Origin of the sequence: Streptosporangium sp. NBC_01469, from assembly GCF_036227305.1 — a bacterium.
Taxonomy (GTDB): Bacteria; Actinomycetota; Actinomycetes; order Streptosporangiales; family Streptosporangiaceae; genus Streptosporangium.
Window position 1 is genome coordinate 10,355,078 of the sequence record NZ_CP109465.1, and the last position, 16,593, is coordinate 10,371,670.

General features: G+C 69.6%; 12 protein-coding genes. 8 read left to right on the top strand and 4 right to left on the bottom strand.

The window, feature by feature from the left end; translation table 11 throughout:
* Positions 1-74 precede the first annotated feature (74 nt).
* Positions 75-1,124 carry a phosphotransferase family protein gene (locus OG587_RS45190; RefSeq protein WP_329085146.1) on the top strand — a complete coding sequence of 350 codons (1,050 nt, stop codon included), beginning with the start codon at positions 75-77 and terminating at the stop codon, positions 1,122-1,124.
* A 199-nt stretch (positions 1,125-1,323) separates the two neighbouring features.
* Positions 1,324-2,316, top strand: coding sequence for a sigma-70 family RNA polymerase sigma factor (locus tag OG587_RS45195; RefSeq protein ID WP_329085148.1), 993 nt, complete (start codon positions 1,324-1,326; stop codon positions 2,314-2,316).
* Positions 2,317-2,644: 328 nt separating this feature from the next.
* Here OG587_RS45195 and OG587_RS45200 read toward each other — a convergent pair whose 3' ends face one another.
* Positions 2,645-3,085 carry a DUF6294 family protein gene (locus tag OG587_RS45200; protein ID WP_329085149.1) on the bottom strand — a complete coding sequence of 147 codons (441 nt, stop codon included), beginning with the start codon at positions 3,083-3,085 and terminating at the stop codon, positions 2,645-2,647.
* A 102-nt stretch (positions 3,086-3,187) separates the two neighbouring features.
* On the opposite strand from OG587_RS45200, the gene OG587_RS45205 reads away from it, so the two are divergent.
* From OG587_RS45205 to OG587_RS45220, 4 genes are all read left to right on the top strand, one after another.
* Entirely contained in the window at positions 3,188-3,970 is a 783-nt protein-coding gene (locus OG587_RS45205) for a response regulator transcription factor (protein WP_329085150.1), read from the top strand.
* A 137-nt stretch (positions 3,971-4,107) separates the two neighbouring features.
* On the top strand, positions 4,108-5,007 hold the full coding sequence (locus OG587_RS45210; RefSeq protein WP_329085151.1) for a maleylpyruvate isomerase family mycothiol-dependent enzyme: 900 nt from the start codon (positions 4,108-4,110) through the stop codon (positions 5,005-5,007).
* Positions 5,008-5,121: 114 nt separating this feature from the next.
* The gene (locus OG587_RS45215) at positions 5,122-7,338 is read left to right on the top strand and encodes a glycoside hydrolase domain-containing protein (protein WP_329094212.1); all 2,217 of its coding nucleotides are present in this window, start codon (positions 5,122-5,124) and stop codon (positions 7,336-7,338) included.
* Positions 7,335-8,609: a glycosyltransferase gene (locus OG587_RS45220; RefSeq protein ID WP_329085152.1), complete on the top strand. Its 1,275-nt coding sequence runs from the start codon at positions 7,335-7,337 to the stop codon at positions 8,607-8,609. The genes OG587_RS45215 and OG587_RS45220 overlap by 4 nt, the downstream gene beginning before the upstream one ends.
* A gap of 183 nt (positions 8,610-8,792) precedes the next feature.
* Here OG587_RS45220 and OG587_RS45225 read toward each other — a convergent pair whose 3' ends face one another.
* Entirely contained in the window at positions 8,793-9,740 is a 948-nt protein-coding gene (locus tag OG587_RS45225) for a LysR family transcriptional regulator (protein ID WP_329085154.1), read from the bottom strand.
* Between the two features lie 84 nt (positions 9,741-9,824).
* Between OG587_RS45225 and OG587_RS45230 the strand changes: the two genes are divergently transcribed.
* Positions 9,825-11,138 (top strand): aspartate aminotransferase family protein, encoded by a 1,314-nt coding sequence (locus OG587_RS45230; RefSeq protein ID WP_329085155.1) that lies wholly within the window; start codon positions 9,825-9,827, stop codon positions 11,136-11,138.
* A 221-nt stretch (positions 11,139-11,359) separates the two neighbouring features.
* Here OG587_RS45230 and OG587_RS45235 read toward each other — a convergent pair whose 3' ends face one another.
* On the bottom strand, positions 11,360-12,394 hold the full coding sequence (locus tag OG587_RS45235) for a helix-turn-helix transcriptional regulator (RefSeq protein WP_329085157.1): 1,035 nt from the start codon (positions 12,392-12,394) through the stop codon (positions 11,360-11,362).
* A 277-nt stretch (positions 12,395-12,671) separates the two neighbouring features.
* Here OG587_RS45235 and OG587_RS45240 point away from each other — a divergent pair, with 277 nt between their 5' ends.
* The gene (locus tag OG587_RS45240; RefSeq protein ID WP_329085158.1) at positions 12,672-13,640 is read left to right on the top strand and encodes a WD40/YVTN/BNR-like repeat-containing protein; all 969 of its coding nucleotides are present in this window, start codon (positions 12,672-12,674) and stop codon (positions 13,638-13,640) included.
* A 142-nt stretch (positions 13,641-13,782) separates the two neighbouring features.
* Here the strand turns inward: OG587_RS45240 and OG587_RS45245 are convergent, their stop codons facing one another.
* Positions 13,783-16,038, bottom strand: a complete 2,256-nt coding sequence (locus OG587_RS45245) for a DUF4132 domain-containing protein (protein WP_329085159.1) — start codon at positions 16,036-16,038, stop codon at positions 13,783-13,785.
* Positions 16,039-16,593 lie beyond the last annotated feature (555 nt).

Below are 16,593 nucleotides of genomic sequence, written 5' to 3' on the forward strand. Positions count from 1 at the left end.
CCGCGGGCGATGACTCCCCGGACTTCCGCGGGTTGTACGCGGTGACGGACCTCATCGGCTCGCAGGAGGCAGACATGTTGAGCACGGAGAACCGCGAGGCGGACCCCGGGCACGGAACCGCTCTCTGGTCGTCGGCGGCCTGGCGGAGGAGCGCGGTGTCGTGGCTGGACGAGCGGCTCGCTGCGGCCGGGATGGAGCGGACCGGCGAGGTCACCCAGCCGCACCTGCGGCCGTGGGGGACGGTGCTCAGGGCGCCCACCACCCGCGGCCCGGTGTGGCTGAAGGCCCCCGGACCGGACACCGCGTTCGAGGTGGGGCTCTACCGGCTCCTGCTGCGGGTCGCGCCGGACCGGATCCTGCCCCCGATCGCCGTTGACGTCGAGCGAGGGTGGCTCGTGCTCCCCGACGGCGGGACGCCCCTGGGAGAGCGCGTGGACGGCGCCGCCCTGGCCGACGCCCTGGTGACGGTCCTGCCGGAGTACGGCCGGCTCCAGCGTGACCTCATGCCGCACGTCGAGGACCTGCCGCCGCTGGGTGTCGCCGACATGCGCGCCGCCGTCATGCCCCGGCGGTTCGACGAGGCGGCGCACGCGGTCGGAGAGTACGTGGAGCGGTACGGCGACACGTCCGACAGGGAGACCCACCGGCGCGTGACCGCCATGCGCGGCACCTTCGCCTCGTGGAGCGAACGGCTGGCCGCCGCGTCCGTACCGCCGAGCCTTGACCACAACGACCTGCACCCCTGGAACATCCTGGTGTCCGGGGCCGAGCCGACCGGCCGGATACGGTTCTACGACTGGGGCGACAGCGTCGTGGCCCACCCGTTCGCCGGCATGCTGGTCGCCCTGGGATTCCTGCGCCTCCATCTGGGAGCCGCCCCCGACGACCCGGCGATCCTGCGCCCCAGGGACGCCTACCTGGAGGTGTTCGGCGACCTCGCCCCGCACGCGGAACTCGTCGAGGAGCTGGAGCTGGCCTGCCGGGTCGGCAAGATCACTCGTACCCTGGTCTGGGAGCGATCGATCCGGGCCCAGGGCCACGCGCACGCGGGCGAGTTCGCGAAGGCACCGCTGCGCTCCTTCGGGTCCCTGGCGGCGGACTCGTGGATCGCGCTGGAGGCCTGATCACCCCGGCCGCCCCGGCCACCTCACCGGCTCACGGGCGGGTCGTCCGCGGTGACATCGTTCCGGATTCCCCGGCGGTGGCGGTCGCCGGGAGGCCGGCGCGGACCGGCCCGGCGATCCAGGCCGACACCCGTGACACGCTCGAAGATCGCTCCACCACCCGGCGAACCGTCGGGGCTCGCCGGTAAGGTTCCGCGAGATGAGCGAGCGTGGGTGGGGATCGGGGAACGACACGCCGGGAGCACGGCTCCTGGACGCCGCGAGGAGGGGTGACTCCGACGCCTTCGGGCGTCTGGTCGATCCGTTCCGCGGTGAGCTGCAGGCGCACTGTTACCGGATGCTCGGATCGGTCCACGACGCCGAGGACGCCGTGCAGGAGGCGCTGGTGCGCGCCTGGCGGGGCCTGGAGCGGTTCGAGAACCGCGGCTCGATCCGGCCGTGGCTGTACAAGATCGCGACCAACAGGTGCCTGACGCTGATCGAACGCCGGGGCCGCAGGGAGCTCCCCACCGATCTCAGCCCGGGTGCCGCACCGCTCGCCGAGACCTCGTGGATCGAGCCGTATCCCGACGAGAGACCGGGCCCCGAGGCCCGCTACATGGCGCGTGAAGGCATGGAGCTGGCCTTCGTCGCCGCTCTCCAGCACCTGTCCGCCCGCCAGCGAGCCGTCCTGGTCCTGCGTGAGGTCCTCGGATTCTCGGCGCGCGAGGTCGCGGACCTGCTGGAGACCACGGTCGCGTCGGTCAACAGCGCGCTGCAGCGCGCCCGCAAGGTCCTCGGCCCCCGGCTTCCCGACAGCGGCCGGCGTTCCCTGGACGAGAAGGGGCTCCGGGAGATCGCGGACCGGTACGCCACCGCGTGGGAGGCCGGAGACGTCGAGGCCATCGTGGCGATGCTGACCGACGACGCCAGATACGCGATGCCGCCGTTGACGGAATGGTACGAGGGTCACGAAGGGATCAGGGCCTTCCTGGTCGAGAAGCCGCTGACCTACCGGTGGCGCTTCCTGCCTGCGTACGCGAACGGGCAGCTCGCGTTCGGCACCTACATGTGGGACGAGGACAGGAAGGCCTACGTCGCGGCGGGGCTCGAGCTGCTCGCCCTGCGGGACACGAAGATCTCCGAGGTCGTCTCATTCCTGATGCCGGAGATATTCGCCATGTTCGGCCTCCCGGACGAGATCGCGAACTGATCCGGCGCCGGCGAGCTCGACGTCGGCGGATCTCGACGCCAGGTGCGGCGTCACTGGAGGACGTCGGCAACGTGGCCGTCTTCGCCGCCTCCGACTGGGCCCGCACCGTAACGGGTGCGGCGATCAACATGAGTTGCGGCGCGGTCATGGACTGACGATCGCACCACGGGCCGGGCGACTCCCCGGCCCGGGTCATGACGCTCCTCGGCGAGACACTCCTCCAGAACCGGCGTCAACGCACCACCGGCCATACGGCCGACAACGATGTACCCGTGGGCGAAGGTCCCCTGGCGACAGCCGGGGGACCTTCGCCCACGCCGGTTCGGGCTCAGCAGTGCTTGCCCAGCGACATGCGCCGGATGAGGGGGAACTTGCGGGCGTCGAATCGGCCGGAGGCGAACCACCGGTACCGCTGGGTCTCGCTGGGCAGGTTCTTGACGAACTTGTTCCGGTCGGCGGGGTCCTGGACGCGGTAGTTGGTCAGTGTGCCGAGGACGGCGTTGTCGGCGTCCTTGAGATACGCCCACATCAGCCAAGCATCGTTGTCGTCGCCGCTGGTGACCGTACCGTCGAACGTCGCCGTGCCGTCCGAGTACAGCGTCCACCGCGCGCCCTCGAACATCGTGCAGTCGCCCGCCCTCATCACCTTGTTCCAGGTGAAGGTCCTGGAGGCGAGCGTGTGGGCCGTCGCCGTGGCCGGAAGCGCCGGCCCGATGGCCAGGGCCAGGGTGGCCGCGACCGCGCCCACCGTCCTGCGGATATCGCGCATGAGACTTTCCCTTTCGTTTCGCCGGACGTTCTTCCACGAAATTGTTGGCATGCGTCGCACGTCGCGATATACGCGGAAGTACGTAGAGCCTCAGGGGGTCCGATGCTTTCCAGGAACAGATATGACCAGGTGCTCGACCTGGCGGTGGAGTTGGTGGCGATGAGCCCCGCCGAGATCGATTACGGATGGATCGCCGAATTGCTCCAACAGGTGCTCGAGTGCCCCACGGCCACCTTCTCCGAGGTCGGCCGGGACGGGGTCACGGGGCTGGGGTGGCCCAGGACCCGCCTGCCGACCGCCACGATGACCGACGTCACCCGCCGCAACATGGAACGCCACCCGCTGATCCAGCACTACGTGCGAACCGCCGACCGCAGGCCGCTGGCCGTCACCGATCTGATGAGTCTCGGACGCTGGCGTTCCTCGGCGACCGGTTCCGACATCCATGTCGTCACCGGTTTCTACGATCACCTGGCGCTCCCCCTGCTGTCCCCTCCGGGCACCATGCGGGCGTTCGCGCTGGGTAGGGAGGAGGGGACGTTCACGAAGCAGGAACGCGAGTTCGTCGAAAGGCTCCATCCCCTGCTGATCGCCATGGATCACAGGGCACGCCTGTCACGATCCCCTGCCGCGCGGAGCCGTCTGACGCCGCGAGAGGAACAGGTTCTCGAGCTCATCGCCGCGGGATTCACCCGCCAGGTCGCGGCGCGACGACTGAAGATCTCCATCAGAACCCTGGACAAGCATCTCGAAGTGATCTACCGCAAGCTGGGGGTGAACAGCCACATCCAGGCGGCCCTCTGGCTGAGCGCCTCCCGGGCGGGAGAAGACCCGGAGCTCCCCCCTGTGTCCCCGACGCCCCGGCGAGGTCTCTCGCATCCGTAGGGAATAGGCGCGTGGCCCGATAACCGCGGAAGTGCGATTCGGCGGCCTTTCACGTACGACACATTCGATGGACGGACGGTCACGGAGATCCTCGACAGGCTCAAATCCGGTCGGGTACTCTGCGCACCACCGAGGAAATGAACGGAGTCTTTGTGACCGTTGATTCGAGCCGGCTGACACTGACTGAGAAGACGGGCTTGAGTTGCGGCCCGGAGGCGCTGCACAAAGCGCTGTACACACAGCGTAAGAGGCTCGTCGGTCGCCTTGCCGAGCTCACGCCGTCCGACTGGACGGCTCCGACGCGCTGCACGCGGTGGTCCGTTCACGAAGTCGTCCGCCACCTTGTCGATGTGGCCGAATATCACGTCGCCCACCTCACCAACCGGTCAGAGCACAGCCGCTTCGACAGATTCGGGCCGTTCGATCCCGCCTCGACTCCCGGTCTGTGGCTCCAGGACTCCGCCGGCCAGTCCCCGGAGCAGACGGTCGAGGCGTTCCTGAGGGTCATGGAGGACGAGCACGACAGCCTCGGTGCCCGCATCCAGGAGGGCGGCGCCACCCTGGAACGCAGCGTCGCCGGTCGCGAGAATCTGTGGTCGGTGCGATCTCTGCACGTGCTGTGGGACGCCTGGCTTCACGAGCGCGACATGTCGGAGACCCTTCGGGTGGACGAACCGCCGGATGCCACCGTCCAGCGTCTCATCACTCTCTACAGCCTGCTGATCGCCGGAGGTGTCGCCGCGCTGTTCGGCGAGCTCCCCCGGGTGTCCTTCCATCTCATGGGCAGCCCCGACGGTGTGTACGAGATCTCGGAGCACCGGGGCGAGGTGAGCGTGGCGGCCGTCGGAAGCGCCTCGCCCGCACACCTCAACGGACCGTTCGAGGCGGTTCTGGAGAGCATCTCCGGGCGCGGCCCCTCTCTCGCCGAGATCGTCGGGGTCTCGAACGCCACCGTCGAAGGTCTCTCGAAGCTGTCCGCCGTCATGCGGCCCGCTCATCCCGGGGACACCCCGCACCGCCGGGCCGCCGAGGGCTGAATCCACGAAGCTGCGGCGGACCGGTGAGAAAAGGAAGGATTTCACCTCACCGAAACCTACGGTGGTAGCGCGGCTGGGTAGAGTCCCGCCATCCTCGACAACGTTGATCCCTTCATCGGCATCGCGGCCACCGACCTGCCTCGGGCACACGGTCTGGCCGCTACCTGGTGGTGGCCGAAACCCCAGGTGGGCAATACCCACCCGGGTGCCACGTCGCCGCTGGGCATGGTGTCGGCCTGCGCCTACTCCGGCGCGTACCCAACCGGGTACGGGCGGTACACGAAGAACACCGAGGGCGTGCCCGAGGAGATGTTCGAGCGGCTGCAGGCGTCCGGGTTCACCCATTTCCAGCAGTCCGGCACCGGCGCGATCCGCAAGTACTACAACTACGTCCGGGTCACCCCGATGGTCCAGCCGCTGGACGTGCTGGGAGAGTCCTGGCCACTGCGCGACGAGGTGGCGGAGGCGGGTTACTACGCGGCCACCCTGGACACCGGGGTCCGCTGTGAGCTCACCGTGGGCACCAAGGTCGCCGTGCACCGGTACACGTTCCCCGAGCACAGCAGCGCCCGCGTGGTGGTCGACCTGTCCTGTGGCGGCCTGGCCATCGAGCACGGCCGTACCGTGCCGTTGCGGGCGCAGGTGGAGAGCATGGGCCACGGCCGCGCCCAGGGCACGGTGGCGATGGAGGGCGTCCCGCTGTCGGTGTACCTGGAGGCCGACAGCCCGGGATGGCGGCAGATGCTCTGGTACGACCGGCGGCTCATCGACGGCGGCACCCGCCTGGACTTCGACAGCATCCGGCACACCACGCTGCGACCTTTCGGCATGCTCTTCATGGGCCCCACCGAACCGGGACAGACCGTTGAGATACGGCTGGGGTTCTCACTGCGCGGGTGCGACCAGGCGCGCGAGAACCTGGAACGCGAGTGCGGGAGCGCGCGGCCGGCGTTCGACGCGGTACGCTCCCAAACCCGGGCCCGCTGGGGCGACCATCTCGGCCGTGTCCAGGTCGAGGGCGGCACACCGGCCCGCCGTACCGTGTTCGCGACGGCGCTCTACCATTCGCTGATCAAGCCGTGTTTCGCCGACGACGAGAGCCCGTTCTGGCCGACCTCCGGACCGTTCGCGTTCGACGTGTGCACCATGTGGGACATCTACAAGACACAGCTGCCGCTGCTCGCGGCCATCGTCCCGGACCGGGCCGCGGACCTGCTGGAGTCGCTGATCCGGGTATGCGAGGAGGAGGGCAACTTCCCCATCGGGTACCGGATGGCCCGCGGCGCCGACCGGTTCTACCGCCAGGGGAGCGCGCTCGTGCACACCGCGCTGGCGGACGCCCACGCGCTCGGCCGGGCGGGTCTGGACTGGAACTGGGCGCTCGTGCACATGGTCGACGACCTGCGTCGCATGTACGGCGAGGAGTTCTTCGAGCACGGGGTGGTGCACCCGATCACCCACACCCTCGACCTCGCCTACGGCCACCACTGCGCGGCGAAGGTCGCCCGCGCGCTGAACGACCGGCGCCTGGCCGACGACCTGGAGAACCGCAGCCGCCAGTGGTCCAACGCCTTCGACCCGGGCACGGGGCTGCTGCGCGACTCGGAGTTCTACGAGGGCGGCAAGTGGAACTACTCGTTCCGCCTGCTGCACGACATGGCCGCGAGAATCGCCCTGGCAGGCGGCGACCGGGCCTTCACCGGCATGCTGGACAGGTTCTTCGGCTTCGACGCCGCACCGGTGACGCAGCCCGGACGGCGCCCGCAGGCGGCGGAGATGGCCGCCGGATACGCCCTGAACCGGTTCGAGGGGCTGAACAACGAGCCCGACATGGAAGCGCCGTGGGCGTACCACTACGCGGGACGGCCCGACCGTACGGCCCAGGTGGTACACGCGGCGTTGACCTGGCAGTTCGGCACCGGACCCGGCGGGCTGCCCGGTAACGACGACTCCGGCGGCCTGAGCTCCTGGTACGTCTGGGCGTCGCTGGGGCTGTTCCCGATCGCCGGGCAGAACCTGTTCCTGGTCAACGCGCCCGCGTTCGCCGGGGCCGTGCTCAGGACCGGCGGCGAGGAGTTCGTCATCGAGACCAGCGGGCACCGCGAGACACCGATCGGCGTCGACGGCGCCGAGCGCGACCTACCGGCGCAGTACGTCCAGTCGGCGACCCTCAACGGCAGGCCTCTGCACGCGACGCACCTGAGCGCCGCCACCGTGCACCGGGGCGGCGTGTTGCACCTGCGGCTGGGCCCGGAGCCGTCCGGATGGGGGCGGAACGTCCGCCCGCCGTCCCTTTCCGATCCGCCCGCCAGACCGGAGGAAACACGATGATCACCCCCCGTCGCCGTCTCGTCATCGTTGTCAGGGCCGACCCGGTCATATGCGGCCACTCCGGCGAGGCCCGTAACCTCGCCGAGGTCGCGTTGACCCGCGGGTTCGACGACGTACGGCTGCTGACCTGGCCGATTCCGGCGCTGCAGGCGGCCGGGCTGCCGCTCAAGCCGCTCGACCGGCTGCTGCCGTACAGCCCCGGGATCACCGTGGAGCGCCCGGAGGCGGTCGGGGACTACCGGGTGCCGGACGGGCGTTACCAGGCCGGCCTCACCGGCCGCCTCGTCGAGCTGCTCGCCGAACCGGTACCCACGATCTGCCTGTCCATGTACATCGTCCCGCACGCCTCGGTGGTCATGGACGCGGTCACGGCCGCGCGCGCGGCCGGGTTCGCGCCCAACGTGCACACCGTCGTAAAGGCGGTCGGCTCCGACGTGACCAACGTGATCCGCTCGTGCCTGCGGGAAGGCCGGTTCGGCGCGGCGACCGTGCTGTTCACCACGTTCCTGGCCAACGACGAGGTCGTCGCGGTCTCCGAGTACACCCGGGAGGAGATCATCGCCTCGGCCGAGCAGGTGGACGCCCACTGCGGCACCGGGTTCGCCGAGCAGTGCCGGCGCCGCGTGACCGTCAGCTACCCGCCGATCGACTCCAGCGCCTTTCTCGACCTGGATCCGGCACAGGTGGACGCCGCACTCGCGAGACGCGGCCTGGAGCGTGACGGGTACATCCTGTTCCTGTCCCGGGTGACCCGGGCCAAGGGCATCCACGACCTGCTCGCCGCCTACGGCCGGATGCGCTGCCGGTCACGGGTGAAACTGGTCGTCGTCGGCACCGGGCCCTCGCTGGAGGAGATACAGGCGATGGCCAAGGAGGACGAGCGGGTGGTGGTCCTCACCGACGTCGACGACCACGAGAAACCGCTGCTCATGCGCGGCTGTGCGGCCTACGCCCTGCCGACCAAGCCCGAGCCCGACTTCGTCGAGACGTTCGGCATCGCCCTGGCCGAGAAGATGCTGGCCGGAGGTGGACCGATCATCACCACCATGACGGGCGGGACCCTGGAGGCGGTCGGCGACACCGCCGTCATCGTCGAGCCCAGGGACGTCGACGGTCTGGCCGCGGCCGTGGACCGGGTGGTCCTGGACATGTCCGCCGCCGAGCGGCAGGACCTGGAACGTCGCGCCCGCGCCCGCGCGATGGCGTTCGACCGGGCCGCGGTCTTCGACGGCCTGTTCCCGCGGAAGGAACTCGCCGCCGAGGCCCACTGAGCCCCGTACAGGCCCCGCACGGACGTCTGGGACCGGTGCGGCCGGCCGTGACCGCACGGACCCGCCGTCACAGCATGGGCGGATGCCGTCCCGGACCAGGATGCCGGGCCGGTACGAGCCGCCATTCACGACACGGGCGGATGCTGTCTCGAACCGAGACGCCGAGCCGGTACGGACAGCCGTTCACGACACGGGCGAGTGCTGTCCCGGACCAGGATGCCGGGTCGGTGCGGACAGGCCCTGGATCTCGGGGTGGTCGCGCAGCGCCGCGACGACCGCGTTCACCGCGGCGCGCTGCGTCGTACCGCGCCGCACGACGATGGTGACGTTGCGGTGCACCGGCGTGCCAAGCTCCCGGGTGACGACCGCGTGATCCGGGGTGACGGCCAGGGCGGGCAGCAGGGCGATCGACCGGCCCGACTCGACGTGTCGCAACAGCATCAGATAGTTGCTGAACCGGCACGCCACCCGGGGCTCGAATCCCGCCTCGCGGCACAGCCGCACGGTCAGGTCCGCCATGTACGACTGCGGCCGGTCACACGCCCAGGTCTCGTCCTCGCAGGCCGCGAGGTTCACCGTCGTACGGGAGGCGAGCGGATGTCCACGCGGCAGCACCAGCACGATCGGGTCGGCCCCCAGGGGAATGATCTCAAGGTCCGCCCCCCACGAGAGGCCGACGTAGTCGGTGGTCGTGACGATGATGTCCGCCTCCCCCGAGCGCAGGGCCGGCCCGCTCTCGTGCGGCTCCAGCTCGATCAGTTCGAGGTGCAGGCGGGGGTGAGTGGTGGCCAGGCGCGTGGCCGCCGGTACCGCGAGGGTCCAGATCGCGCTCTGGAACACCCCGAGCCGGACGGCGCCGATCGGCTCGTCGTTCAGGGCGTGCAACTCGGCCTCGGCCTCGGCCATCTGGTCCAGGATCTCCCGGCCCCGGCGGGCCAGCAGGAGACCGGCCGGGGTCAGCCGCACTCTCCGACCGGCCCGCTCAAGGAGCCGGCATCGGGTCTCGGTCTCCAGCACGGCCAGTTGCTGGGACACCGTCGAAGCGCTCAGATGCGTCGCCTCGGCGACGGCACGGACGGTGCCGAGGGTTTCGAGCAGGCTGAGCAGCCGCAGCCGCCCCGAGTTGAGCATGCTCAGATTGTACGGTTTTACCGTACAGAACAGTCGAAACTGAGCGATGGACGTGCACAGCAGTACATCCCTAACGTCGATCACATGGTTTCCGAAGCACCCCGCGTCGCCCCAGAACGCCACCTCATCCGCTACAGCGGCCGGGCCGCGTTCACACCCGAGATCATCGTCCGCGCCGAGGGCACGTCGGTGTTCACCGAGAGCGGTCGCGAGCTGCTCGATTTCACCTCCGGCCAGATGAGCGCGATCCTCGGCCACTCCCACCCGGAGATCGTCGCGACGGTTCGCGAGCAGGTCGCCGTCCTCGATCACCTCCACAGCGGCATGCTCAGCCGCCCGGTCGTCGAGCTCGCCCGCCGGCTCGCCGGCACCCTGCCCGATCCGCTGGACAAGGCGCTGCTTCTGACCACCGGGGCGGAGGCGAACGAGGCCGCCGTACGGATGGCGAAGCTCGTCACCGGCCGCTATGAGATCGTGTCGTTCGCCCGGTCCTGGCATGGGATGACCCTGGCCGCCGCGAACGCCACCTACAGCGCCGGGCGCAGGGGCTACGGGCCTGCCGCGCCGGGCAACTTCGCACTGCCGGTGCCGGACCGCTTCCACCCCGGCATCGTCGACGCCGAGGGCGCGCTCGACTGGCGCCGCCAGCTCGACCTGGGCTTCGACCTGATCGACGCCCAGTCGGTCGGCAGTCTCGCCGCGTGCCTGGTCGAACCGATCCTCAGCTCCGGCGGCATCGTCGAACTCCCGCCCGGCTATCTCGCCGCCCTGGCGCGGAAGTGCCGGGAACGCGACATGCTGCTGATCATCGACGAGGCCCAGACCGGGCTGTGCCGCACCGGCGACTGGTACGCCTTCCAGCACGACGACGTCGTCCCGGACATCCTCACGCTGTCCAAGACGCTCGGCGCGGGACTGCCGCTGGCCGCCGTACTGACCAGCCCGGAGATCGAGCAGCGGGCGTACGACCGGGGGTTCCTGTTCTTCACCACCCATGTCAACGACCCGCTGCCGGCCGCCGTCGGCAACACCGTCCTCGACGTCCTGCTCCGCGACCGCCTCGACGAGCGCGCGCGCCGGCTCGGCGCGACGCTGCGCGGCCACCTCGACGGGATCGCCGCCCGCCACGACACCGTCGGGGACGTACGCGGCCGCGGGCTGCTGCTGGGTGTGGAACTCGTCGGCGACCAGGTGCTGGGCGCCGGTGGCGCCGACCGGCTCGGCGCGGCCGTCACCCGGCGCTGCTTCGAGCTCGGGCTGCACATGAACATCGTCCAGTTGCCCGGCTTGGGAGGCGTCTTCCGGATCGCGCCTCCGCTTACCGCGAGCGACGACGAGATCGCCCGCGGCGCCGCCATCCTCGACGAAGCGCTGACCGACGCCGCCCGGGATCTCTGAGAGCCCCTCCGCACGAATCTGATGGACAGGCGTTTCTGTCGGCCCGGGAACACATAGGTGCGGCGGCGCCGGACGGGTGAGTCGATGCTCATGGCGACGGCCGGTGGCGGCGTAGATTGGGCAGGCCGAGGTGGGCGGCGAGGGTGGATCCGCCGTACCAGATGGCTGCCGGGACACGTTCGGGAGGAGCGGGTCGTATCCGCGGTCGTCCGTTCGGCACCTCAAGCCCCGGCGTTCGGGCCGGGGTCGTTGGCAGTCCGCCTGTTCTGGTCGGGCCCCAACCAGCCGCGGCGGGCGGCGAGCAGTCCGGCCTGGAGCCGGGTACGCGCGCCGAGTTCGTCCATCAGTTCGCTGACCCGCCGGTGCACCGTCCGCAGGCTCACACCAAGCTGGCGGGCGACGGCCTCGTCCTTGAGTCCGGCCGCCAGCAGCGTGAACAGCTCCAGGTCCGGCGGGTTCGCCGGGCTGACGGGAGTGGTTTCAAAGGGCTTGGCCGGCAGCGGCAACGCCGACCGCCACAGGACCTCGAAAAGAGTGACCAGCGCGTCGAGCAGCGTCGAGGAGTGCACGATGACCGCGCTGTCGGCGAGGGCGGACGCCTCGGTGCTCAGCGGCAGGATCGCGCTCCTCCGGTCGACGATGGCCAGCTTCATGGGTACGTCCGGGCTTATCCGGGCCTCTTCACCGGCTGCTACCGACTCCTGGGCGAGGCGCAGCTTGCCCGGAATCTCCAGGGCCGAGACGGCGTAGATCCCGCGTACTCGGACACCGCGCACGAGACGCTCCAGCTCGCCGACGTTCTGCCGGTCGGGGTCCTGGGCGTAAGGCGGTCGGTCCAGCACCAGTAACTCTTCGGTCGCGGTTTGTTGCAACTGTGTGAACCGCTGTGCCACGGCCGCTCGGCCACTCAGAACCTCGACCAGTTCCTCGGGGGCGCGGTGCACCGGCGGCGGCACCTCGGCGAGCAGCGCGAGGGCGGCCAGCCGCGCCTGGGCCAGTTCCTCCTCCCTGCGTGAGATGAGGGCGGCCACCGCGACGTCCGGCCGGGTCGGCAGGAACCGGACCGGCCGGCCCGCCAGGCGGCTGACCAGCCCGAGCTCCTCAAGCCGGGTGAAGGCGCGGCGCAGCGCCATCGTCGTACGGCCGGTGTGCGCGGCGAGCTCGGACAGTGTGGCGCAGGGCCGGTGCAGCAGGTCCCGGTACACCCGTTCGTCATCGGCGGCGACCCCGACGGCCAGGAGCCCGTTGCCGTCCATCACCCTGCGACCTCCTGCCTGTCGGATCCCTGCAACGGCATAGATCTGCCAGTAGCCGGTCATAGCTTAAACGGTCATATGTCCGATAAGACGTACAGGGGGAAATTTCGACCTCTCACAAGCACAGTCTGCCAGGGGGACAGCTTTGAAGAAGGCGTTCATCATCGGATTCACGACCGCTCTCGCGGTCCTGTCAGCCGCCACACCCGCTGTCGCCGGTGGCGGCGTTGACGACTGGAAGCAGCCACGGTGCAGAACGGTCACCGGTGACGGGTCTGTGACGTTCACCCGGAACGAGGGCAGGACGCTCACGGCGACCAGTCAGGTGCTGCGCCCGGTTGTCTACACCACCGGGCTGGTAACCCTCGATCGCCCCGACGCACTACTCGCCTTGTCGAACAACGTACTGTTGAGCTCGCGTGATGCCGGCTGCACCTGGACGCAGGTGGGCAAGGTGAACGGCTGGTACCTCGGATTGGCCGCGGCCCGCGGCGGCCGGGCCTACGCCTGGGACCGCGACGGCAACCTCACGCTCGCCACGCCCTCCGGCTCCACCCCGCTGACCTCACCGGTCAGTGAGGTCAGCGGGCTCGGCACCGACCGGCGCAACGGCGACCACGTGCGGGTGTCCGACAACGACGGGCGGCTCTACGACTCGAACGACGGCGGGCGCAGCTGGAAGCCCATCGGAGTACCCTCCGGGCCGCTGAACGCCTTCTACACCGCGGCGTTCGACCCGTCCAACATCGATCATGTGGTGGTGGGCGGCATGGGGACCGGCGCCCACGTCACCTTCGACGGTGGACGCTCGTGGATCGCGTCCTCCGGGCTGAGCGAGAAGGGTGGCAAGATCAGCGCGTTCAGCGTCACGATTTCTCCGGCCGCGCCGAACGTCGTGTACGCGATGGGCCTGGACACCGCGGAGATGGACGCGGGCGCACCGTCCGGCGGCCGACACATCTACCGGTCGACCGACGGCGGCCGGAACTTCACCCCCGTCGTGGACCAGACCAACGAGGTCACCATCGTCAACGGGCCGGTGATGGCCGCCCACCCGACCAACCCCAACGTCGTCTACTTCGTGTTCGGAACCTCGTTCCAGGCGTACGGCACCGACATCTACCGGTACGACTCCCGCCGGAGGAAGGTCACCGTGGCCCACAACTCGTACGACAAGGTTCCCTCCATCGCGTTCCACCCCAGGATGCCGGAGTTGATGTACCTGGGATTGGCCGAGGAGCGTTAGCCACCCTCGGGTTTCCCGCCCCTGACCCCGACCCCGATTCCCACCCGGGGCCGGGGCCGGGGGACTGTAGAAAAGCGGTCGTCGATGAGTCGCCGTGATCCTGGGCAGACTGCCGCACACGCCGCCTCGGCCCATGGTCGGGTCAGTTGCGGAGCTGGTGGGTGATGGACGGATCGGTGATGGCGGTGTCGGCGGCCAGCAGGAACGCCTTGGACAGGATGATCGACAGCATCCCGCCGTCCTCCTCGAAAGGCAGGAAGAGCTGGTCGCCGCCGCCCCGAGGGACGATGCAGAGGTAGGCGTCGTTGGGCTCCATGAGGATGTTGCCCGAGCCGAGGTGGATCTTGTAGGTGCGCAGGTCGCCCCGGACCACCAGGAAACGGCCGGTCAACGTGCACCGGCCGGCGATGGTCGTGCGGCCGATCAGCCGGGACAGCGCGTCCCGGCGCACCTCGGCGGACGGTGGCAGCGGCCCGAACGAACCCGTCCGCCAGTAGTCCCGCAGCCGATCCGGCCCACGGTCGGCCCATTCGGGATCGGTCGCGATCGAGGTGACCGCGACGAACAGGTCCACGTCTCGCATCGCCTCGCTGAACACCAGCCGCGGCACCTCGGTCAGCGGCGCCGGGTGCCACTCGCCCTCCGTGAGCCGGTGGAAGCGGACCTGATCGGTGACCGCGTACCCCTCGTCGTACGAGAGGTACTCGTGGTGGAGCTCCGCCCGCCATCGTCCACCGGTCAGCACACGTCGCGCCTCTCCGGAACGACCGCCATCCCAGGGCCCCATGTAGTCGGCGTGCCAGCCCCGCTGCTTGAACAGCGCGTACAACTTTCGGTAGTCGACCACGTGCCCGGCGAACCTGTTGGAGTAGATCTCGGTCGCCTCCTCGGCGGGCGTGAGCAGATACACCTCACGGAACGCCTGCTTGAACGGCTGCCGCAGCTCCTTCTCCTGCACGACCTCCCGCCAGGCGATCACCTCCTCCAGCGACGCGCGGGCCGGATGCCACAGCCGCACCGGCGTGTCCGGCAGGCCCAGCCCCAGCTCGCTCCGCCACACACCAGGGGAGATCTCGAACTCCCAGATCAGCCGCTCGGTGAGCGGCTGCCCTGCCAACCGCCGGTACGGCGGCGCGCTCTCGCTCGCGTATCCGGCCTCCAGCGCTCTGACCAAGGTCGCCTGCTGCTGCCGAACCTGCTTGGCCAGCCCCCGCAGCCGCTTGACCTCGTCCGCGTGCTCGCGTCTGACCGCCGCTGGGACGGACTTGAGTCTCTTGTCCCCGTGCCACCACGACAGCTCGACCTCGCCCTCGGTCGAGATCACCGCCGTGTGCTCGCCCACCGCCTGGCGTACCCGCCCGTCGGGCAGCCGGAAGGCCACCTCCATCCGGTTGGCCAGGGCGGGCTCGATCCGCTTGAGCATGCGGTCCAGCTGTTTGGGCACCCCCGCGTGCCTGGTCGCCTCACGGGCGGCTCGCAGCGCCGAGATGGCCTCCGGGGTGGGGTGGTCCTCCACCGCTCGGGCGATCTCGAACAGCACGCCCTGTGAGGGCAGTGTCCTGGCCTGGGTGGGTGCCACCGAGACCCCGCGCAGGAGCCGCCGCAGCAGCTCGGGCAGCCAGGGCTCGTCCCGGAAGAGCGCCAGCCGTACGGCCCGGCCGATGGTCTCCTTCTCCCCGTCTTCGAACGCCTTGTCCGCCTGATAGGGGATCTGTCCGGCATGGATCGCTGCGACGCGGGCCTCGGCCGCCTCCAGGGTCGCCTGGGCGAAGGCCAGACAGTCGGGCAGGCCGCCGAGCCGTTCCCAGACGTCGGGTAGCGGCGGCGAGGAGTTGTAGGACCGCTCCTGCACTGACTCGGCGTACAGCGCCCGGCGCTCGACATCCCAGCCGAGCAGCAGTTCCACCTCGGCGACCGCGATCGGCCCCCGCCTCTCGGTGAGCCTGGCGGCCACCTCCGTGTCCAGCCCCGCGAGCCCGGCCGCCGCCAGCAGGGGGAAGGGGTTGTCCAGCCGGTTCTCGCGCAGCAGGAAGCCGACCAGCGTGCGGGCGGGATCGGCCAGCCGCTCCAACGGCGCTCCCGCCGGGCACCGCACCAGCGCACCGATCCCGACGCACAGGTCCGCCCATTTCCGGGTCTGTAATCTCTCGACCAGCGCGTCGAACATGTCGGCGCATGCCTCGGGCGTGAACAGCGGTTGCCGCTGCTTGGCCTGATCCTCGGTCGAGAACCGGCCCTTCATCGCGCCTCCGGCCTGTTTCCCGACCCGGTAGGCCACAGGGATCAGCGTGCCCAGCTCGACCGCGCTCGTCTGAGAGGCGTCGGGCCACTCACCATGGTCCTTCCCGGCTCCGGTCATCAGATCCAGCAGGTGCTGCGCTTGAGGGGAAAGCTGCATGCGGGAGATCCTGCCGGATGCCACCGACAGAGTCACCTCCGGATCTGGCGGGTGACGGACGGGCCGGTGATCATGTGGCCTGCCTCAATGAGATCCAGCACCTTGCGCCGGAAAGCCGATGGATAGCCCACGCCGTCCCATGCCACTCTCCTCTCAACGAGTGGCACAAGAATTGGGGTGCTCCGGCTTTCCGGACAGTCGGTTCTCAGGCTGAGCTTATACGGATCGCGGGTGTAAGTAGTGTTAATCGAGAGCTGCCTGTGACGTCGCGTCACGCACTTACCTCTTTCAGATTTTCTGTCAGATTATGTTCACGACTGTCCGAAAGTTGTAGAGCGCCTCAGTTTGATGGGTTTCATCCGCAGGCGTGACGCGTCGCGGATAAGGAGATGCCAAGCCGTCAAAGACAAAAGGCACGATTCTCAAAGATCAGAGGTCTCTGAAGCCGTCTGATTCAAAGAGGAAAACGTGCGGACCTCCGGGGTCGGCACCGCCTTCGCGGACCCGGTCGGCCCCGCCACTCCTGAGAGCGCCACCACCGCCATAATCAGCGCT